The sequence below is a fragment of the Paenibacillus sp. DCT19 genome (assembly GCF_003268635.1).
In the GTDB taxonomy this organism is placed as follows: Bacteria; Bacillota; Bacilli; order Paenibacillales; family Paenibacillaceae; genus Paenibacillus.
Map to the genome: position 1 here is coordinate 6,450,791 of NZ_CP029639.1, position 21,799 is coordinate 6,472,589.

Here is a 21,799-nt window from a genome sequence, read left to right on the forward strand (position 1 = left end):
TAGAATGACCATAAGAAATATGGTTTTAATTCAACACCAATAAGGTTATGAGGATGAAAGAAATGAAGGATCAACTATTCAATACCAAGGATTCAACACATAATGTGACTACATTCCAAGAAGCAAGACTTCAACATACTGAGAACTTACGCCAAAATATCGTTCACGCTGCTGCCTCCCTTCTTCAAGAGCATGGGCCAGAGGCGGTCACCGTGCGTCGTGTGGCAGAACGGATGGAATGCTCAACCAAAATTATTTACAACCTCTTCGGTAAGAAGGAAGGGTTGGCGAAGCATTTGTATATGGAAGGGTGCACTCTTCTATCTCAGACATTCGAGAATGTGCTCCCGCAAGCATCATTTGAAATTTATTTCCGAGATCTAACGCAGGCTTACTGGAACTTCGGCATACAGCAATCCAGCTTTTATCAACTGATGTTTGGTGGTTCGTTTTCTGAATTCAAACCAGATGCGGAGAGCATGCAAGGAACAGCAACAGCCTTGAAACAGATCTCCGAACTTACTCAAACCGCGATTAAACAAGGTCTTATTCAGGAAAAAGATCCTCTACTTGCAGTTCGTCTGATCTGGGCGCCTCTGCATGGTGTAATTCATCTGTATCTGGGTGGGCACATCGAGAGTGAAGAAGCAGCCAAAAAGCTCTATGACCATACTGTAACAATGATTATGAACACGCTCATCAACCCTTCTGTGCAAGGATAACTTGCGAAGATTGATCATACCTCCCTCTTTAGGAAAACAAAAAAACTCTCATCCCCAAAAGGGACGAGAGTTCTTCTTACGTGTTACCACACAAAGCTGAAATTCCTTACGACATAAAAATCAATTAGTTATTCTCGCCGTTCTCTGCTTCCCACCGTGCAATTTCCTTGCGTACAATTGGAGCAACCTCTTTACCCAACAGCTCAATCGCACGCATAACCTCATTATGCGGCATTGTGCCAAGTGGGGTGTGCAACATGAAGCGAGTGATGCCCACTTCTTTGCGCAGGTAAATGATTTTCTGAGCTACGGTTTCCACGTCGCCCACGTACAATGCGCCTTCCAGACTACGTGCCGCATCAAATGTTGCCCGGCTGTAATGCCCCCAGCCACGTTCGCGTCCCAGCATGTTCATCACCGCTTGTGCTGGTGGGAAGAATTTCTCTACCGCTTCATCCATTGTATCTGCAATAAAGCCATGAGAGTGAGAAGCAACAGTCAGTTTCGATGCGTCATGCCCTGCATGAGCAGCTGCCTTTTTGTACAGTTGTACCAATGGTGCAAACTGCACTGGACGACCACCGATAATAGCAAGCACCAATGGCAAGCCGAGCAGCCCTGCGCGGACAACGGATTCTTGGTTACCACCGCTGCCGATCCATACCGGTAGTTTCTCCTGTACCGGGCGTGGGTAAATGCCCAAATTGTTGAAGGAAGGACGATGTTTACCTTCCCAAGTTACTTTTTCCGAATCACGCAATTTCAGCAATAGATCCAGTTTCTCGTCAAACAACTCGTCGTAATCATTCAGATCATAGCCGAACAATGGGAAGGATTCGATAAATGATCCCCGCCCTGCCATAATCTCTGCACGACCATTCGAGATACCGTCCAGTGTTGCAAAATCCTGAAATACCCGTACCGGATCATCTGACGACAATACCGTTACTGCACTAGTCAACCGAATGTTCTTCGTCTGTGAAGCTGCTGCTGCCAAAATAACAGCAGGCGATGAAGCAGCATAATCGACACGATGGTGTTCACCTACGCCATATACATCCAGCCCCACCTCATCTGCCAACACAATCTCCTCAACTACGTCGCGAATCCGCTGTGCATGACTGATTAATTCTCCTGTATTCACATCCGGGTTCGTCTCCACAAATGTACTGATTCCGATTTCCATGGTCTGTTCCTCCCTGTTATGAAGCGATCCGTCGTCTATCTAACCTATTGTAAGTAGATCACCTTTTGTAATATGTCTTAATATTGAACTATTTTGAGAAAAAAAACAAGTACCCTCTGTCTCCAGCGGGCACTTTTCTTATTTTTTCTATATTTATAGCTTGCTTATACGTAGTTCCATATCGTTTGCATCTATTACAGTACCTGTTTGTCTCATAAAGTTGAAACCTAAGATTCCATCTAGCTCTAGACCATAATCGATGTTTCCTATTTCAATCTCAAAATTGTGAAGTAGCGCTCCATCCACCGTAATTGAGTCTAGCAACTTGGTATATACGTACTCTATGCCGCCTACACCTCTAATAATATTAACGACGTCATTCTCTTCAGGAACCATTCCTATCCCTCTGACTGCATCTGCGTTTAATAACGTACTGGCTGAGCCAGTATCGAGCAGTACGTTTTCGAGAGTTACTTTCTTCCCTCTAAACTCAATTTGTATACTTACAAAAGGCAGGCCATACATCCGTTATGTTCATCTGGGTCCTCTTATCCCAACATATCGCTCTCTCGCCACAACTTCTGAACGCGAAGTATGAAAAAAACAGTATTCTCGTTTAGGGTTATCCTGATGCAATTCACCTGAAAAATAATCTCAATGCATGGGGTACTACTTTTTCCTCCCGATGTACAACAGATGTGAAGAGATGCCCAAGATCGACGGGTCTTTCGCCGCTTCAATCAAATAACGGATCAGTTCATCATATTCGTCGCGATCCCGCCAGTATTGTTGCTGCTCATCTGTGAGCATAGCGCCTAGGCTAGATGAACCAATTAACGCTTCTGTCGCGAAGCCATGCTGTTCCATAAACGGGGTGACATCCTGAATGTTGAAGTAATACGCTCCCGTAAATCGTCCCTCATCCTGATGATTGAATATCCCCTTTTCTATAAAAGAACGGATCGCTCCCATATGATCGTTAGGCTTCCATTGCTGCGGTGAACGTAGCGAATTAATACTCATACGTATTCGGCTCTGCATTGCGATGTACACCACGCCTCCCCGCTTAGTCACCCGATGCAATTCCTGTACAGCAGCCACTCGCTCCGCTTCGGCCTGTAGATGATATAGTGGCCCCAGCATGAGAGACGCATCATAAGTTTCGTCCGCGATACCTGAGAGCGAAGTTGCATCCAGCACATGGAATCCATCAAATTGCTGCATCACGCCGAGCTCCTGCGCCTTCTGCTGTGCAATATCCACCGATACTGGTGTCAGATCAGACAAGGTAACACGATACCCCAACTTAGCCAGCTCCATGGCATACTTCCCTGGCCCAGCACCATTATCGAGAATGCAGCCGCCAGCCGGAAGATGCTCTCTGATGTAATGCATATTGACGATGAACTCAAGCGGTTCTCGTTCCAGTCTTCCCCACTCATCGAAACCTGAATAGTAATCAATAATGCGCTCTCTCTTCACCTTTGCCACCTACCTTTTCCTGAATATATAGGTCAAAAAAAAGCAAAAAAACCTGCCGCCTCAGCTAAGAGGCGACAGGTTAGACCTTCGCGGTACCACTCTTCTTCATCCATGACAGGATACATTGAATACATATGAATCCGTCATAGAATCTCAGGATCTGATCACGGAGATGAACCGTCAGGATCTACAGTTGGCTTGGCTTTGTGCTAAGGTTCTTATCCTTAGCATATACCTCAGCCTGTGCCTAGGCTTTAGGCATAAACTGCCTACACACCTTTCAATCCTGCCACTCACAGGCGAGTTGGGGATAGGGATGGACTGCCTCACACCATAATGACAGTTCTCTGGAACCAACCATAATCCTTAGTACTCCTGATCAGCGCGTTTATCGTTTAGATCAATAAATTCTAACCAGTATATTCCACCCATATATTTCCTGTCAATCTTATTTCGTTCTCTCTTGCAACTGAACCGATACTTTGCGTTCAGGCTCCTCTGTGCTATACGCCCAAGGGTATACGGTTGCTGTATCCGAAGTGTATTGCTTGTATTGATCGATGCCCTTGTTATCGCCATCACCAGAGAATTGGGCTTTGGTCACTTTGCCATAGCTTCGTTTTCCATTCTCGATCATATAGGTCTGATTCACCCCGCCAAAGCGAAGATCGTCGCTATACCGCTCCACATACAAATCCCCATCTTTGCGATAATATGTCCAATGAACAACGTAACCCCCAGCACGGTATCCAATTGTTGTGGCTTTTCACTGATCTGCGTCAGCGTAACCGGCTCAAATTCACCGTGGAACTGGTTGATTTTGTGACTAGCAATCAAGGCGATCGGGGTGTCCTGATTCACTTCCATACCCGGCGTTACCTCAAAACGAAGCTCAGTTTCATACTCCAGGCCACCGTTCATCAACCCACCGTACAACGTTGTTCCCTCCACATCCAGTGTGTAATTCACATAGGACAATGGCATGTACTTCTCCTGGTGACTTATAATAACTCTGATCTGTGTCGGGGTAATAATAGCCTCTTTGATCAGCGCCCCTTCGGGCAGACCTTCCATAGGTAAGTTCAGTGCTCTTGTACTCGTTCCACTGAGCATCTCCGTCTTATCCAACTGGATGTCGATGTTGAACGCTTGATCCACCTGACTTTCCTGTCTATTATAAGCAAGCACATAGGATGCAGCCGATTCCTTCAACGTCTCTAGGCTATAGTACTGCTCTGCTGTGTATTCGCCATGATCGCCCGGTGTACCAAAAACACCTCCGGTGCTTTCCTTGATTACATTTCCATCATGATCGTAGATGATCACCTGCGGGAAGGCATAGTCACGAACCTCAGGTTGCTCAAAAGTCAGAGACGTAGACAACATCACCTGATTTTGCATATCGCTGAACGCACTCACTTCCAACGTTCCCAGACCATCTTTATCAAGGTTGAAGGTTTGCACATCCTTTTGCAACGGATCGATGGTAAGTGGAGCCTCTGCAGGAACTAACATCTGAATGCCGCCCACGATAAAGTGAACATCTGCAAGCTTGCCTTTGGGTGTCCACTCGGTCTCAAAGTATCCCTTAAACTTGCTTTCATCTGAATCATATACATGGTGATACCTGCCCTCAATCAGCTTGCCATCCTCACCCTGAAGACCGATAGAGGAGAACTCGATGTTGTCGCCCGTATACTTTCCCGGATCAAGTGTATACAAGATGACAGTACGGTTATCATCTGTAAAAGCGGTATCCAGCGTCAACGTTACTCCGTCTAACGTCATCGACTGGTTAAGCTGCTGGCCAAGCTCCATCTGCAAGGCATGCTGAATCCCACTTCTGCCATCCAACAGATCATCCCAGTTATAATGAACTGCGGCATATACCGGTGTTGCCAGCAACACAACTGCGGCCGTTCCAATCAGTACCGTCTTCTTGAATTGTATACGTCGTCCTGCGTATTCTCTGGTTCCTGATACATGTAAAGCGGGACAACGTTCTTGATCCTGGCTAATCTGATTCCACATTGCATCAAAGTCAGGATAAGGCATATCTTTATCATTTTTCAGATGATGAGACAATTGATTTTCTGTACTTTTCACCATACACTTCCCCTTTCTGATGAAGCTTTCTGGCCTTTTCCCACTTTTTTCGTAATAATCGCAGTCCTTTATACACTCTGGATTTCACCGTTCCGATCGGCACATCTAGAATCTCCGCAGCTTCTGACAAACTCAGTTCATTCACATACCGCAGCAAGATGGCTGAACGTATCTTCTCGGGTAATTCATGAATCCACTGTTTCCACGCTTCCGATTCCTCTAGTTGCTCCATTGCCTGATCAGCGGAGTGAGCTGTAGCCTGCGCTGTGAGCATAAACTGTTTCTTCTCGCGCTCTTTAGCAGATTGCTTCTTCTTCAGAAAGTTAAGACAATGGTTTACCGTGATTCTCATCAACCATGTCTTCATATATTCAACCTTTCTCCAGTCCTGACGAAATACGGTGATGAACACATCGTGGCATACATCCTCCGCATCCTGCGCATGATGGAGCATGTAATAACAGGTGCGGTACACATCCTTGTTGTACATCTCGAACAATTCTTTGTCGCTCAAAACCCACCCTCCTCTCTGTATTTCTGCCTGCTTCAAATCTATAGACAAAGCCATGCTTGGAAAAGTTCATTTTTTATCGACACGCACTAATAATAAAAAAAGAACATCCAGTTCGCACAATATGCGAAATTGAACATTCTTTTACATGTTGCTAGATTTTCTTCACAAATTCGGACTTGAGCTTCATCGCACCTAGGCTATCGATTTTGCAATCAATATCATGATCTCCGTCGATCAGACGGATATTCTTCACCTTCGTGCCCTGCTTCACGACGAGTGAGCTGCCTTTTACCTTCAGATCCTTGATGACCGTTACCGTATCACCATCATTCAGCACATTTCCGTTCGCATCCCGCACAACTTTGCTATCCTCTGTATTCTCATTCTCAGCTTCCAAAGACCATTCATGAGCACATTCTGGACAAACGAGTAGGTTTCCGTCCTCGTAGGTGTACTCGGAATTACATTTCGGGCAATTAGGTAAATTCGACATATGTATTAAACTCTCCATTCTTATATATGCTTCCCCGCAAGTATAAGGGATTACGCCACATTCTTCCACCCAGGCGCGCCTTATACCCAAAGTAAACTCACCGAATTTAAACCAAATTTAAGGTTCAATCATCCCTTACATTAAGGGTATCGCTTTAACATATAACTATCCAGTACAACACGCTGAGCAACAAATTTTCACGAAGTTTTCCCCTTAAGGGGTCACATACACAGACCTAAATTTACGTTATAAAGGAGTTCTCACTCATGTCTTCCTATGTATTTCCTGTACAGGCGGCATTGGCTATCTTCGTCGTCATGTCCATGTTCCTGCTTGTTCCGTGGCTGATCTACGGTTATCGCAAAGACGGCTTTTTTAGCTGGTCTCGCTTTTTCGTTAGCTTTTCGTTTATCTTCTACATTCTGGCTGCCTACTGTCTCGTCATCCTTCCTTTGCCATCCACACGAAACACCTGTGCGCAGCAAGCGGCTGATTCGATCTATTACAACCTTGTCCCGTTCACGTTTGTGAAGGACATTATGCGCGAGACACCTATCGTATGGTCACAGCCCTCCACCTATCTTGGCATGATTCAGGGTAGAGCGTTCTTACAAGTTTTGTTTAATATTCTACTGCTTATGCCGCTGGGTGTTTACCTTCGGTACTTTTTACAAAAAAGATCTTACTGGAAAGTTGCCCTGTTTAGTGGCTTCGGACTCTCCCTATTCTTCGAACTAACGCAGCTCACTGGACTCTACGGTTATTACACCTGTCCTTATCGTCTGTTTGATGTGGATGATCTGTTAGCCAACACGTCAGGAGCGCTACTTGGATATTTCGCAGCTCCCATTCTTCTAGCGCTGTTTCCTTCACGGGCAAGCATCCAGGCGAAAAGCGAACAGATTGTGGAGCAGAACCGCGTATATCCTGTGGCGCAATTGCTCGCATTAATGATTGATGGAATTGTGATTGTATTTATCTCCAATGTGATGTCGATCTTCACCGATTCCAATGTAATCAACGATGTGTTGAATACCTCTTTAGGTATGTTTATTGTATTGTTCTGTATTCCATGGCTGCGAAATGGAGTAACTCCAGGCTCAGCCATCCTGCGATTCCGTTATGTTAATCAACAAACGGGTGAACCTTCATATAGCGCTATATTCAAAAGGTTCATTGCACTCTACGTTCCGTGGCTGTCATTTGCAATTATTCGGTTGGTTAATGACTATGCCTTCAAAAATACGCAAGACGGACTCCTTCAGCCTTATCTAATCTGGCTGTCTGTCGGGATGGTTATGCTGTACATGATCGTTTCGGTGATTCTCATCATTCATGTATTCATGGTTCTGTTCTCTGGAGGTAAACGTTCCTTTTACTTTGACGAGGTATCCCATACACGCGCTTCTAGGAAATAAGTGTTGTGTGTTCTATCCGAGCTAGTCTCCATCATGATGCATAACAAAAGGCGACTTCCATTCAATCGTACATGGAAGTCGCCTTTATTCTTGTTCCAACCTAGCTGCCCTGTAAATATGAAAATTCAAATGTGCACCGCGGTATTCATACTCTTAGGGAAAATAGGATAACGGACTTCGTTATACCACGTTATATCCGTTATATCTTTATAGACCTAGTAGCTCCCGCTTAGACGCTTCAGGATCATGCACCACTTCAAGCTCATGGTTGAAAATTAACGTTGCGCGATCCTGTTCATATGCAGGCCAAGCTATACCCGCCGTCTCTGGCTTACCGTGCTTGGCAAAGGAAATCCAGGCATCCTGTACCTTGAGCGCAAGCTCTGCCGCTGCCTCGTCTGGCTCAGCATTCATGAATTTCAATACAGGTAATGTATTGAACACAAAGAACATTTCAATGCTGTGAATGGCTCTTTTTAACAATGGATGCTCTGGCATCACCCAATCGAAGCGATACATCCAGACGGATGCGTGCTTCTGCTGAGCTGCCGCATATTGTAACGATGAACGCCAGAAGAAGAGATCTGTCATGACCTGAGCTTGGCCATCTGCCGTTTTGGGATAACTGTCTGCAATGGCCACACGGTTCTCCAGATCTGGTGCCATAAAGTCCACACCTTGTACCATATCAATCTCGGGTGAGAAAGGCACATGTGGCTGGATAAATAGCGCACCTTCATGCAATGTTGTTCCAATCAATACAGGAATGTCCTGCGCAGAACCCGCGTTCACCGCTTCAAGTGGGGTCTGAGGTAGCGTATTGCCATCCAGTACAGGCTGGAATAACAGAGCCATCCCAGCACCGATCTGCTGTTTAAGGGTCTGACCTGCTGCGATAATCTCCTCTGCCGGAATAGTTCTCAGTTTTTGCAGATTGTCTGGCTCAACGCCAAGAATCTTCAACATCCCTTCACGCATCGCAGATGCTTGTTCCGCGGTTATGAACTGTGAAGCCCCACTTTGCATGATGGCACGGTTAAACAATCCTTTCGCAGCAGGCATAGCCATTAGAGCTGCAATGCTCATGCTACCTGCCGATTCTCCGAATACCGTAACATTGTTTGCATCCCCGCCAAACGCTGAGATATTGTCCTTCACCCATTGTAGGGCGGTGGCCTGATCAAGCAGACCTGCATTCGTTACATAGGACTCACCGAGTGGAGCCATATGCAGAAAACCAAGTGGCCCAAGTCGATAATTGATGGTGACAACGATAATATCGCCTCGATGAGCCAATTGTGTCCCATCGTACATCGGCTGACTGCCTGAGCCCGATACGAATGAGCCCCCATGAATCCATACCATTACAGGTAGGGATTGCGAGCTTTCTTTTTCCGGTGCCCAGATGTTCAGATATAGACTGTCCTCTGACTCCACTGGACGTTGCCCACCTGTCCAATCTGATTCGTGGCGAGGCTGTATATTCTCAGGCCCAAATTGTGTAGCCTGTCTGATTCCATCCCATGATTCCGGTGGTACTGGCGCTTGAAAACGCAACTCACCTACTGGCGGTTTGGCATACGGGATACCTTTCCACACACGTGTACCATGCAAAAGCTTGCCTTGAACTGTACCATACTTCGTTTCAACTTGAAGTTCTCTCATGCCGCTTCTACTTCCTCTCCATGGATAGGTTAAACTAACATTTTAATAGGTTGTTCAAAAAATTCCGCACTTTGATAACGCACGTTAAGTAATCCGCATGTGTATCTATTTGAGTATAAATCGTTGTGGCACCCATTTACAACTTTACCCAGATTCCGCTCTGCTACTACGTTTCACGTGGAACTTTCTTATATAAATTTGACCTTTCTGTAGGCGTGTCTTATGTGAGAAACACACTTAACGAGTTCCAGATGATATGAAGTATTATCCCTGGGAGCAGTGATTTTGTTTTGTAAAATATATAGCCAAATATAAGACCAAAGATGGAAGTCGCTATAAAAACACCACCGTGTAGCATACCAAAGACCACCGAAGATATGATTAATGCCCACCATGTTCCATATTTATTTGAGATCGTTGTAAAGAGCAATCCTCTAAATAACAGTTCCTCGAAGAACGGAATAATTATAGAAATGGCTAAAATAACAAAGATATTTTGAAACGTCACGGCTGAACGAAGATCACTCGATTCGAAGAGATGACGCTGACCCTCATTTGTTTCTATTCCAGTTCCTAAGATTAGCACTGAAGTTAAAGCCAATAATACGAATCCAGCGATGATATATAAGGCGGCTGTTCTTATCTTTACTTTGGAGCATAGTGGATCACGTATGTATTCTCTGAACCTTGGATTAAGCGCAAGAAACCACGTATAAGTTATGATTTGAAACAATATGAATACAAACGCTGTATCTACATTTTTCACGTCTAACATTTCTAATATTAAGGATGTAATGATAAAAAAGATTGCAGGCAGTAGCAGTATTAATCCTAGTTGTCTAACTACCTCTTTCAAACTGTAACTTCTGTCTTGCGGCATTCGTAAGTTCCACCTTTGTATGATCTAATCTAACCCTTAAAAGAAACACCCGATACGATCAGACTGATATGTATTAATAGTAGGGACACTGTAACCATCCAATAAAGGAAGAGAGACGTATTAATCTTGCCTGTGCGTGTAACTTCCAGAAATAGAAAGATTGTGAACGCAACTAATGGCATCAACAGTAAAAATGTCGCCGATCTCTGGGAAGAAAACATCACACTAATGTAGCTCACAACCAATATACTCCCGATTAATTTATGACCTTTCATTGATCTAACCTCCTTTCTCCGTAATTTCGAGGAACGACCGTGAGCACTATTGTCTTGGCGGGTCATGCTGTATGCATGATTCAGATGTAGCGTATCCAAGCTAAACCAATCCAACCTACACTGTACCAAAATTAGAATGGCATAATCTACCTTAAACTAAAAGAGCCACCCTTATCTAAGGATGACCCTTTAACGTAGACTAACCCACAACATGTGAACCGCTTCTGCTCACTTATGATACTTATGATTGCCTCATGATTAATCTAATACCGGATAATGTACCGTAAACTCCGCACCCTCAATCCATTCACCTGTCACGAAGTTGCGTCCCTTCACAACGACCCGATCCTTGTAAATCTCTACGTGGAGCCCTTCGCTACCCTCCAGATGCTCATCCTGATCCGTCCAGAGGTAACCGACAGAAGATGCATTAAACATCGTTGGCATGTGCCCTTCTCCATCATACATTGTACGCGGTGCTTCTAACTGCCAGTGGGTATGACCTGTGAAAAGTATAGCCTGCGGATACTGGGCTAGAATCGCCTTAAGCTCAGCATCCTGATTCACCCCGTACCATCCTTGTTCCTTCATTGATCCCGCTACCGTGTTCATGAGTGGTTGGTGCAGGAACAGGAAAATCGGGCGATCTGCCGTTGCATGCTCAGACAACGTAAGCTCAAGCCATACCAATTGTTCGGCAGATAACTCGCAATCCTTCGGATGAGGCTGCTCCGTACCTAAGAAGATATAATGATACCCATCAATCCAGTGATCGTGATAAGAACGTTTCACCCCAGTAGTGGCTTCAAAATCGCTCAACCGACGATGCCACAATTCAGCAACCGTGATTGACTCAACTTCCGAAAGAAGAGACTCTCCATCCGGAGGAGGCTGAATAGTATACAAACCGCGGGATAACTGCTCGACCAGTGCAGCCGATTCAGCCTTCGTTTGCGTTATCGTGGGCTCCACATGTTCATCTTGCTCTAACAGACCTGCTACTTCGGAAGACGTCATGCCCACCAGAAACAGCGGAGGGTCTTGAAACACGATAGCGCCAATATCATGGTTTCCTACCGTGTAGCGGATATCAGGTAGGTTCTCAGCGTGTTGCTTCAGTATGCGCTCAAGTTCACGATACTCAGCCGGTAGACCTCGATCTGTCACATCGCCAACATGCATAATGCCACTGCTTCCTTGACTGAAGGTTGCTATATCCGCCAAGGCCTGCACCAAATGTCGGTTATGAATATGATCTGCATCGTCTCGTACATGCGTATCCGTAATCACTTGAAAGCTGGCAAGAGGCAGCTCAGGCAAATGTTCATTTTTCATCAGGAATCACTCCATTTCAGTCCAATAATGCCGATCAGAATAAAGCCAATCCATACCATAGAAGTCAACCGAAGACGTTCGCCAAAATAGTAATGACCCACAATACCAATAAGTGTAATCCCCACGCCAGACCAGATCGCATAAGCCACCGCTAGAGGCATATATTTCACTGCAAAATTGAGGAACGTAAAGCTTGCTCCATAACAGACAAACATCATCACCGAAGGCCATAAACGAGAGAAACCATCCGATACTTTGAGCAAAATGGTGGCACTCAGCTCCAGTCCAATGGCAAGGGCGAGCAGCACCCAACCCAGATACGTTTGAGCATTAGTCATTCGCCAAACCACCATTCAGAAGCTCATGAAATGACTGAATCGTTCGATCTGCGAGCGTAAGTCGCCCCGGTTCTCCGATTCCAATCTTATAAGCTGCACCAGCCGCGCGCGCCATCTCCATATCACCATCCGTATCACCAATAACCAAGACCCGCGATGCAGGTATACCCAACTTCTCACAGGCGAGCGACACCATATCGGGAAAAGGTTTGCCACGATCCACGAGATCCGTACCGATTACCACGTCAAAGAATGCATCTAGCCCCATCCATTGCAGATGCTTAACCGCACTATGGGTGTCGTCGGCTGTCACAACCCCCAATACCACGCCCTGATTACGGCATTGCTCTAGAAATTCACGAACACCCGGTAACGGATGTGCTGGGCGATGAATCTCCATCGCTTCCTCTGCATGCGCCAAGCAATCTCGCACCATGATCTTGGCTTCAGCCCAGCTCAATCCTGCGCGGTATCCATGCCAGGTCAGCACGGCATATACTTCATCCATCGTTCCCATGGCGAGTGGCCCGCGTACATCATATCCGTTCATATGTCCCTGCTCATCATGGAATGTGCCCCAGATCTGTGGAATATTAGCCGCATCGATATGCATATCTCTAGCAGCCAACCGTTCTCTAAAGTCATTAAGCACACAATCGGTCCAGAACCCCACATACCTGTAAAATCAAGTAAAGTCCCGTCTTTGTCAAATAGGACTGCTTGAATCGGATGAGGCGATCCACCTACATACGTCTCCTCTTGTTGCATCTGATAAACTCCTTATCTACCATCGTAATGAACCGAAAGGACGGTACATCTTGCATATACCGCCCTCCCGGCTTGATTGCTTTTGTTATTGATATAATCCCCGTATCAATACTGATTAAGTTATTCTAGATCTACAGCTGAAAGGTAGCTTAGCTCAGCCTTACTTCGTGATACGATCAAGCTCTTTCTGAGCTTTCTCTTTCGCTTCCTTCAGTGCTTCTGCTGCAGGAACGTTGTTGATCTGCACTTTATCTGCTGCATCCTTCAATGCATCATTGATCTTACCACCCGTTGGATCACGGAATGGAGCGGATGCATGAGCTGCTTGTTGAAGTGGTACTGTAATTTGTGGATTTTCTTCACTGAACTTCTTGAACTCTGGATCATCTTGAGCGGATTGACGAACTGCGATATAACCTGTGTTCATCGACCATGCAGCCGTGTTTTCAGTCTTAGAGAAGTACGTCAGCCATTTGTACGCTGCTTGTTGTTGCTCAGGACTTGCTGCTGCCGGGATACCTGCCAAAATTGCATTGGCAACTGGCTTACCTTCACCAATACCTTCCCAGCCTGGTTGTTGCATTGCAGCGACAATACTGAAGTCCAGGTCACCTTGGTCACCACTGGAGCCCGTGTAGCCTGCTGCTTTATTTTTCATCACATTATCAATCGTTTTGTACCAATATTCCCAACCTTGACCACCGTACTCGATGCCCATGATCTTGTCTTCATGAATCCATTTACGGAACAGATCCCATGTCTCGATCCACTCTGGGGAATCGATCATAACCGTCTTGCCATCCTCACTAAGAATCTGTCCACCTTTACCCATTACGGCATCAATCATGTTGTCTTTGCCCCACATCGGTTGCCAGCCGTAGAAGGTGGTCTTGCCATTCTCTTGTTTGCTCATTTTCGCTGCGGCCTCAGCAAGCTTCTCCCATGACGTCAGGCTTGCCGGGTCGATTCCGTTCTCTTTGAGCGTATCCATACGGTAATACATGATTTGAGTTGTTCCGTACATTGGCAGGAAGTATTGTTTGCCGTCCACTTCTCCTTGGTTCAGGAACGTTTGAATGAAGTCATCCTTTTGGAAATTCGAATCCGCTGCGATCATCTCATCCATTGGTGCGTAGTAGCCTTTGCGCGCCCAGTCGATGTTGGCACTCAGTACAGCCGCTGGAACCTTCTTGGAAGCAATCGCTGCTTGCAGCTTCTGTTCCGTCTCTGTGTAGTCTGCCTGTACAATTCCTTTGACAACGACTTCGTCCTGGGAAGCATTGAACGCATCAATCGTCTTCTTCATATTGTCGCCCAGGTTACCACCGAGACCATACCAGAATTCAATTTCTACTGGCGCCTTCGCCTGAGTCTCTGTTCCACTTGCAGCAGCCGTTGTATCGGACTCCGCTGGTGCCGATGATCCACAAGCTGTCAGCAGAGCAAAACTTGCCGCCAGTACGAGGGACATACCACCCTTCCAGTTTGACCTCAGTCTGTTTTTCCATGTCATGTTCGCTTGACTCCACTTCATTGTTGTTCCTCCCGTTTAGGTGAAATGTTGGTTAGTACGGTTAATAGCATGTATCTAGTTGATGCAGGGTGTTCGGTGATTCGTATCAGTTCTTGTTCACACCAGCCGTCATATTGACACTTTGCATGATCGTTTTCTGAGTGAACAAGAAGAGAACAAGGAGTGGTGCGATGGTGAAGGCACTCGCAGCCATAATTTGCGGCCACGCCAGTCCATATGCCCCGCCTTCGACGAAGAAGCTTCTCAGACCAGCCGATACTAGCTGCAGATCAGGGTCTTTGGTGATCAGCATCGGCCAGAAATAGTTGTTGTACTGCTCGATAAACGTGATCAGTACCATTACGGCGAAGCTGGATCGAACAAGTGGCGCGATAATGGTCCATAAAATCCGGAAATGGGATGCACCATCCAGCTGTCCGGCTTCTACCAATTCATGAGAGACCTGCATGAACGCTTGGCGGATTAGGAAAATCGAGAACACACTAACACAGTTGGATACAATCAAGCCTGTGTAGGAATCGAGCAAATTAAGCTCGCTAAGTACCATGTAACTCGGCAGATACACAGCCGTACTCGGTATCATATAACCCACCAGAATTAAGGAGGTTAGTGTCCCTTTGAGGCGGAATTTCATATGAGTAAGCGCATATGCCATCATACTGGAGTTGACGATCTGGAATAGACAGATTGCCAAGGCTACCCCGGTACTGTTCAAAATGTAACGAGCAAATGGTGCGGCATTCCAAGCATCCACGTAATTGCTCCATAGGAATGTCTCCGGCCAGAAGGTCGGCGGGAATTGCCAGATCTCATCATTTGTTTTGAATCCGCTAATGACCATCCAATAGAAAGGAAATGCTGTACCTAGCGCAATAATGGCTAATAACAGATAGCGGATGAGTTTACTTATTTTCAATTTTACCGACACATTCTGCATCTCCTTGCGCTTCATCCTTTTCTGAATCTTCTTATTAGGCATCGTCATTGTCATTAGTAGTGCACCAAACGTCTGCCAAGCAGGAAGGATACTCCCGAGAGCAGTACGCAGATCAGAATAATTACAACGGCGATGGATGAAGCCTCACCCACATTGAAGGATTCAAATGCAGACTGGTAATACATATACAGCAACGTTCTGGTCGATCCCGCTGGTCCACCCTGAGTCATGACGTTAATCTGGTCATAAGCCTGAAGAGACTGAATCGTCAGAATAATGGAAAGGAAGAACGTCGTTGGTGAGATTAGTGGCAACGTAATACTTCGGAACTTATCCCAACTCCCTGCTCCATCAATAGAAGCCGCTTCGAGCAGATCAGAGGGCAGGTTGCGCAGTGCAACCAGATAGAACACCATCGCCCAGCCAATCGACTTCCACAGGGTAACGATTAGCACGGCAACCAGTGCCCAGTTTGCGTCACGCAACCATCCAATAGGAGATACTCCTGCCCAGCCCAGCATAAGATTAGCAAGCCCTACCTCTGGCTCGAAGATCCAAGACCATGCGATGGATACCGCAACCGTTGGCGTTACCCAAGGCGAGAAGAGTAATGTGCGGAAGATTCCAGTTGATTTGATTTTGCTATTCATGAGCATAGCCAGTGCTAGTCCACCAACGATGGTTGGAATGACACTCCCTAGCCCGAATAACAACGTCACTTTCAAAGATTGATAGAATTCAGAGTTGGTCAGCAGATAGCTGTAATTATCTAAACCAACGAATAACTTATCTGGGCTCATGAAGTCCCAATCGGTGAAACTGAGATAAACGATATATCCGAGAGGCCCCAGCCAGAAAACCAGCAACGGGATTAGAGCCGGCAACGTGAATAATACCGCTTCAGACTCCCTCCATAGCTTTAATCGCAATTCCCCACTCCTTATGTTCAATTTTTCTTTAATCCTTTAGAAATATTTGGCATGAAACGATTTTTTATTTATTCCGTACAAAAATGATTGTACACTCGTATTGAAAAATCTATTTCAGGGTTATGTTAAAATTAGGACAAGTCATTTAAAATATGAAGAGGCTAGTGGGAACGCTATCATAAACTTGAGGTGACATTGTGGTGAAAGAAACTACCGGGAACCCGAATCATTCTTCATTGCCCGATCGGTATGAGCTAAGGGAGAAGGTCATCGACGCCATCGCGAACACGATGGATCTATATGGAGTTAATCATACGTTTGGTAAGTTGTATGGAATTATGTATTTTGAAGATCGACCCATGACACTTGAAGAAATGAAGACCTCTATGAACATGAGTAAAAGCAATATGAGCTACGCTGTTCGTTCACTTACGGAATCACAGATGATATATAAGCTAGATGAGAAAAAGGATCGTCAGGATCAGTACTTGGCTGAAACGGACTTCTACCGAACCTTTCAGAACTTCTTCGGATCGAAGCTACAGCGGGAAGTGGATGTGATGTTAGAGGGGATACGAGAAGTCATTCCTGATCTGTCAGCGATCATCCTGTCAGAACATACCTTACCTGAAGACCGGAATGAAGCACTGCGTGACCTGCACAAGCTTCAACATGCGGAGCAATATTATATTTGGCTTCAGGGATTTGTAAACCAACTGCAAGAGGGTAGCTTCTATCCAAGCTCTGCGGAAGAATGAATATTTTACGATAATGTCCGGAATCCCCCGATTAAGAGTAGCAAACTGCCTGTTGAGCATCACGACTTGGATGGGCACAGCGCTAACGAATCTAACAAGTCTTATATGACCGATAAAGCTGAGATACCGATTATAACGAACCTGAGAGAAGTTATTGGTAAAAGAAGGCTTCCAAAGTAGCCCAATCTTCTACGTTTACAGTGGAATAATGTCGCTATGATTCGTTAGATATTCAGTTTGTCAAATTTGCTGCCAATAGCGTCTCCTCGGTTCGTTAGATTGGGAAGCATCACAATCCGATGGTTTGACAAATCATTGTTTAGTCACACGAGCCATTGTTGGGTTATATGTAAACGCAAAAAGGAGCTGTCCCTCGCCACGATATGGCACTTGGAACAGCTCTATTTTCTCCTACGATCCTATCACCTGTTGACCTGTGAAAATATTATTTTTGCGCTGCCGCTTCAATGTCTGCATATGCCCAGTGTGTTGCTGGTACATCGTTGAATGAAGGTGTCACCACTCCAGTTCGTGGTGCGCGATTGAACAGCACATTCAGAACTTTTACAGCTTCAGCACGTGTAAGCTTGCTATTGGGCTTAAACGTACCGTCGCTATAACCAACCATTAAGCCTGCAGACTGAACATAAGCAATCGCATCCGATGCCCACAGGTCTGCTGATACGTCCGTGAACGTAACTTCTGCTGCAGCACCGACAGTTGGACTTGCTTGTTGTTGCTGCATCCAACGATACGCAATCGTTGCCATCTGTGCACGGGTAATGGAGCCTTCCGGCGCAAATTGTGTAGTGTTCAACCCGTTCATGATACCTGCGGATTGAGCCTTCTGAATCTCACTTGTTGCCCAATGCGTTGCAGATACATCCGTGTAGTTCACACTAGCAGCAGAGCTTGATCCTGCTTCATCCGTCAGGTTGCGAGCCAGCATAGCCGCCATTTGCGCACGTGTTACCAACGCATCTGGACGGAAGTCTGCCCCAAAGCCTTGAATGTATGGAAGCTGTGAACTTTGCGAAGCTTTCAAGCCATCCACAACGACAAGTGTGAACGTACTGAATTTGGTTACAGTAAACTCTATACCTTCACTATTATCTTTGAGTTTCACCAGTTTACCTTGAATCAATTCTTTGGTACCGTCACTGTGTTCGATGTAGATCGCCAGGTTGTCCAATGCTTGCTGACGCGCAGCTGGATCTGTTGGCAAGCTATTACGCAGTGGTAATGTCAACGTAACTTCTCTGCTTTGCATATTGGTTTCAATCTCAACTGGACGAGCCAGTACACGCACGTTCGTATTGGGAGCAATCTCTTGAATCAACCGCTCCTTCTTCGCACGCTCTTCTACTTCCTTACGCTCTGATTCCAACTTCAATGGAACGACGCGGAAATACAAGTCTTGATCGAATCCAGCAATCGAACTCGTCGGAACAGATATCACGACATTGCCTGTAGAAATTTCAAGTTTAAGCGCACCATCATTCAGTGCCTTAACGGCTGCTTTTGGCAGTTCAATCCGTGTCTCGGACACAGCATCTTGGGCATCTGGAATGACAATACGTGCTGTGTCTGTTCCAAGCTGCTTCGCTTTTTCCACCGATTCCTTGGCAATCGCTTCACTCATTTTCACCAAATCTTTGATTATACCATTCGTTTCAGTTGTGCGAGTAATCGGTGTCTTGGTCAAGTTGGTGCCGTTAACACCGTTCACATCTACAACAATCTGTTCCTGTTTCGTAGCTGGAGCAGGTGTTGTACTTGATGACCCGGTAGACGGTGTTGACGTAGATGGGCTAGGCGTTGATGGATTAGTTGGTGTTGTTGTGTTACCACCATCTGATTCTTTCGCTGTAAAGACAAATTTCAGAGCACGCCCTGGCATCTCAACACTGATCGCTTTATAACGTACCAGCACTGTCACATTTCTATTGAAATCCAAACGGTCAATCGATGCTAGATCAAGCCAATGAACACCGCCATCAAAAGAAATTTCCATTGTAGGCTCTAGGCCAATCAATCTCTTATTCGTGTTGTCTGCTGTTACATTAGGAGCGGTGAAGAATGAGTCAATCACATATTGCAAGTGCGAAGCACTCTCATAACCGTCCTCTTTATGCTCCAGAACCCAGTCCGCCAGTTCCTTTTTGCCTTCATTGCTAAGGTCCGCTCTTCTGGATAGATTAAGTGAGCCTGAGAAGTCGATCTTTTTGCCATGGAAAAATTGTTCACCACTCAACTGATTTTTCATCGTTGTATCAAGCCACTCGTTCATTTGATCTACCGTAATAGCATTCTCAATCGGTTCGAACGGTGCGGAGAGAAGTCCAAGAATGAACTCAGGGTTGGGAATTTCCCCTGCTGATGTTCCTTCCAACCGCTCCTTCACCAATAAGTGCAAAAACGTATATGCAAATACAGGTTTATTCACTTTACCGAGATCAAGATAACGCTGTCCGACATCCTGCAGACTCTCTGTTTTACGATCATTGAAATGCTTAAGACCATCGGACAAAGACTGGGCTAGAACATCTAGTTTATCCTGAAGAACACCCAGTTCCTTCTGCTCCCAGACTAATTGTGCCTGTACAGCAAGCTCAATCATATATTGAACTTGTGACTCTTTTTCATAGTCTTCCCCAACTTGATAGATCAAGAATCTAGCTACATATTTTTTTAGTTCTGGCGTGAAGTTAGAATATTCCTGAGGTAAGGTGATATCCTCGAGATGTTCTATAGCCATGATCATATCAGCCGTATCTTCGTCCTCTCTTGCATAGTTCACATCACGCAAATCATATTTATTACCATTATCGATATCCGGATTCAAATATTGATTAAAAGCATTTTGAATAGCTGCATAGGTTAGATATCCTGCATTCGGACGTTTCTCCAACATTTGTTGGGCCAACTCATTCTTTTCTGTGCTAGTCATCGTATTGTAATCACTAAAGTCTAGCGGGAATTTCTCCATCGGTTTGGTCGGATTATCGATGTTGTATACTTCGACCTTGCTCTGCATATAAACAATTTTCTCAATTGTATCTTTCATATCTGCTTTCGTCTCAACCAGATTAAGGTATGGGGTTCCTTCTACCGCTGATTCCGTTTCGCCCATTACACGATTGATCGCTGAGCTTGTACTGAGTCTCAGTTCGAATCGGTATGCTGTCATACGCTTTTCTAGATCAGAGGAAGTTAGATACATGTTAACAAGACGATAGAACTCTTCTCGATCAACCGCTTCATTAAAGTAATTAGCACGTTCTGCTTGTTTGGTATAAAATGCATCAAGCGCAGTCTTAGCAGTTGGCTCCCCGATCTGGTGCATCACATCGAGTGCGCGCATAGCGACTTCCACCATAATTTGAACTTGCCCTTGGTTGGCGTATCCCCCTGTTGGTGGGTCAATTCGCAATAGGTAATCTGCCACAGCCTGCTGATCTTCAGTAGTCAGGGATTTAAAATCAGGTAACACTACGAACTGCTCGTCGCTAAAGAACGCTATAGCTTGCTGGATATCCTCTGGGTTAGTCCTTCTAGCGGTCTTTTTGAATTCGTTATACTGATCCAACCACGGTGCATCGGCAAAAAACGAATCAAATGCCGACTGCACTTGAGCAATGTTGTCATAGTATCCACTCACTGGTCTGTTATCAATGATCCAATCTGCCAATTCACCAAGCTCACTAGCATTAACAATCTCCGACATTTTACTCAAATTGAATGCAAATGGTGGAAAGCTGCTATCATGATTCTGTATATAATCTTGGTTAGCGATGTATACGTTATAAAGATTGTTTAAAGCAGAACTAACACTTGTACCATTCACGCCATCAAAAAGCGCTAACTGCGTCGTCATAAAGCTTAGCTTGGTTCCATAAGAGATAGGATTACCCAAGTTTGCTCTTGCGTACTTAGAATACGCTGTATTGACAAGCAATGCTTGATCTACACCTCTTAACAAGCTGTACGAACTGCTCGCCGTACGAAGTTGATTCAAGTCCTGATCACTAACATTCAGGAAGTAATCATCGACTTCTCCGAACAATTCATATAATGAAGTGGACGTTTGTTGAAATGTATTTGCATCCGCTTGTTTCGTAAGTTTTGCCAAATGGTATAGAAGGTTAAAGATATATCCAACCTGGCGATCCTCCGAATACTGGACGTTGTCTGAGATAAAACTCATCACACCTTCGGCAATCTCCGATTTCTGACTATCGGTTAACAAGCTATAGTCATCTGGTAGATTAATGAACCCCGGCTCCTCCAAAATACTCTGCACAGTTGAGATTATACTTGGATCATTGTTCAGGAAATAATCATTTCTCTGCTCATTAATACGCTCGCGAGGTGTTAATTCATCTGCACTGGCCACGCCCCCACATTAATGAGTGGCACCAACATAACTATGACCAACATTAAACTGATAAACCGCTTG

General features: G+C 45.3%; 20 protein-coding genes. 3 read left to right on the forward strand and 17 right to left on the reverse strand.

Translation table 11 applies throughout. The features are described 5' to 3' along the window. Positions 1-62: 62 nt before the first annotated feature. A complete protein-coding gene (locus tag DMB88_RS29190) occupies positions 63-722 on the forward strand; it encodes a TetR/AcrR family transcriptional regulator (protein ID WP_128104103.1) in 660 nt (219 codons plus the stop codon). Between the two features lie 124 nt (positions 723-846). Here the strand turns inward: DMB88_RS29190 and DMB88_RS29195 are convergent, their stop codons facing one another. The 7 genes from DMB88_RS29195 to DMB88_RS29225 all read right to left on the reverse strand — a co-directional run bounded on the left by DMB88_RS29195 (position 847) and on the right by DMB88_RS29225 (position 6,503). After that, positions 847-1,908, reverse strand: a complete 1,062-nt coding sequence (locus tag DMB88_RS29195; RefSeq protein ID WP_128104104.1) for an LLM class flavin-dependent oxidoreductase — start codon at positions 1,906-1,908, stop codon at positions 847-849. Positions 1,909-2,061: 153 nt separating this feature from the next. Further along, positions 2,062-2,433 (reverse strand): retropepsin-like aspartic protease, encoded by a 372-nt coding sequence (locus tag DMB88_RS29200; RefSeq protein ID WP_128104105.1) that lies wholly within the window; start codon positions 2,431-2,433, stop codon positions 2,062-2,064. 144 nt (positions 2,434-2,577) lie between these two features. Further along, a complete protein-coding gene (locus DMB88_RS29205; protein WP_128104665.1) occupies positions 2,578-3,390 on the reverse strand; it encodes a class I SAM-dependent methyltransferase in 813 nt (270 codons plus the stop codon). 448 nt (positions 3,391-3,838) lie between these two features. Next, on the reverse strand, positions 3,839-4,078 hold the full coding sequence (locus DMB88_RS29210; RefSeq protein ID WP_128104106.1) for a hypothetical protein: 240 nt from the start codon (positions 4,076-4,078) through the stop codon (positions 3,839-3,841). Further along, positions 4,039-5,499 carry a DUF4179 domain-containing protein gene (locus DMB88_RS29215; protein ID WP_128104107.1) on the reverse strand — a complete coding sequence of 487 codons (1,461 nt, stop codon included), beginning with the start codon at positions 5,497-5,499 and terminating at the stop codon, positions 4,039-4,041. Before DMB88_RS29215 ends, DMB88_RS29210 begins: the two co-directional genes overlap by 40 nt. Then, the gene (locus DMB88_RS29220) at positions 5,453-6,010 is read right to left on the reverse strand and encodes an RNA polymerase sigma factor (RefSeq protein ID WP_128104108.1); all 558 of its coding nucleotides are present in this window, start codon (positions 6,008-6,010) and stop codon (positions 5,453-5,455) included. Before DMB88_RS29220 ends, DMB88_RS29215 begins: the two co-directional genes overlap by 47 nt. 151 nt (positions 6,011-6,161) lie before the next feature. Further along, the gene (locus tag DMB88_RS29225) at positions 6,162-6,503 is read right to left on the reverse strand and encodes a zinc ribbon domain-containing protein YjdM (RefSeq protein WP_128104109.1); all 342 of its coding nucleotides are present in this window, start codon (positions 6,501-6,503) and stop codon (positions 6,162-6,164) included. A 266-nt stretch (positions 6,504-6,769) separates the two neighbouring features. Here DMB88_RS29225 and DMB88_RS29230 point away from each other — a divergent pair, with 266 nt between their 5' ends. Continuing rightward, entirely contained in the window at positions 6,770-7,921 is a 1,152-nt protein-coding gene (locus tag DMB88_RS29230) for a VanZ family protein (protein ID WP_128104110.1), read from the forward strand. A 207-nt stretch (positions 7,922-8,128) separates the two neighbouring features. Here the strand turns inward: DMB88_RS29230 and DMB88_RS29235 are convergent, their stop codons facing one another. The 9 genes from DMB88_RS29235 to DMB88_RS29275 form a co-directional block, all read right to left on the reverse strand. Next, positions 8,129-9,586 carry a carboxylesterase/lipase family protein gene (locus tag DMB88_RS29235; RefSeq protein ID WP_128104111.1) on the reverse strand — a complete coding sequence of 486 codons (1,458 nt, stop codon included), beginning with the start codon at positions 9,584-9,586 and terminating at the stop codon, positions 8,129-8,131. Between the two features lie 220 nt (positions 9,587-9,806). Then, complete coding sequence (locus DMB88_RS29240) at positions 9,807-10,466, reverse strand: CPBP family intramembrane glutamic endopeptidase (protein ID WP_128104112.1); 660 nt, start codon at positions 10,464-10,466, stop codon at positions 9,807-9,809. A gap of 29 nt (positions 10,467-10,495) precedes the next feature. Continuing rightward, entirely contained in the window at positions 10,496-10,741 is a 246-nt protein-coding gene (locus tag DMB88_RS29245) for a hypothetical protein (protein WP_128104113.1), read from the reverse strand. Between the two features lie 258 nt (positions 10,742-10,999). Next, positions 11,000-12,076 (reverse strand): metallophosphoesterase family protein, encoded by a 1,077-nt coding sequence (locus tag DMB88_RS29250; RefSeq protein WP_128104114.1) that lies wholly within the window; start codon positions 12,074-12,076, stop codon positions 11,000-11,002. Continuing rightward, entirely contained in the window at positions 12,076-12,414 is a 339-nt protein-coding gene (locus DMB88_RS29255; RefSeq protein ID WP_128104115.1) for a DMT family transporter, read from the reverse strand. Before DMB88_RS29255 ends, DMB88_RS29250 begins: the two co-directional genes overlap by 1 nt. After that, entirely contained in the window at positions 12,407-13,066 is a 660-nt protein-coding gene (locus tag DMB88_RS29260; protein WP_254438389.1) for an HAD family hydrolase, read from the reverse strand. Before DMB88_RS29260 ends, DMB88_RS29255 begins: the two co-directional genes overlap by 8 nt. 276 nt (positions 13,067-13,342) lie before the next feature. Continuing rightward, positions 13,343-14,716: an ABC transporter substrate-binding protein gene (locus DMB88_RS29265; protein ID WP_128104116.1), complete on the reverse strand. Its 1,374-nt coding sequence runs from the start codon at positions 14,714-14,716 to the stop codon at positions 13,343-13,345. 85 nt (positions 14,717-14,801) lie between these two features. Beyond that, the gene (locus tag DMB88_RS29270; RefSeq protein ID WP_128104666.1) at positions 14,802-15,653 is read right to left on the reverse strand and encodes a carbohydrate ABC transporter permease; all 852 of its coding nucleotides are present in this window, start codon (positions 15,651-15,653) and stop codon (positions 14,802-14,804) included. Positions 15,654-15,706: 53 nt separating this feature from the next. Then, entirely contained in the window at positions 15,707-16,582 is an 876-nt protein-coding gene (locus DMB88_RS29275; protein WP_128104117.1) for a carbohydrate ABC transporter permease, read from the reverse strand. A gap of 200 nt (positions 16,583-16,782) precedes the next feature. On the opposite strand from DMB88_RS29275, the gene DMB88_RS29280 reads away from it, so the two are divergent. After that, a complete protein-coding gene (locus DMB88_RS29280) occupies positions 16,783-17,340 on the forward strand; it encodes a GbsR/MarR family transcriptional regulator (protein WP_128104118.1) in 558 nt (185 codons plus the stop codon). 445 nt (positions 17,341-17,785) lie between these two features. Here DMB88_RS29280 and DMB88_RS29285 read toward each other — a convergent pair whose 3' ends face one another. Next, a complete protein-coding gene (locus DMB88_RS29285) occupies positions 17,786-21,736 on the reverse strand; it encodes an S-layer homology domain-containing protein (RefSeq protein WP_128104119.1) in 3,951 nt (1,316 codons plus the stop codon). Positions 21,737-21,799 lie beyond the last annotated feature (63 nt).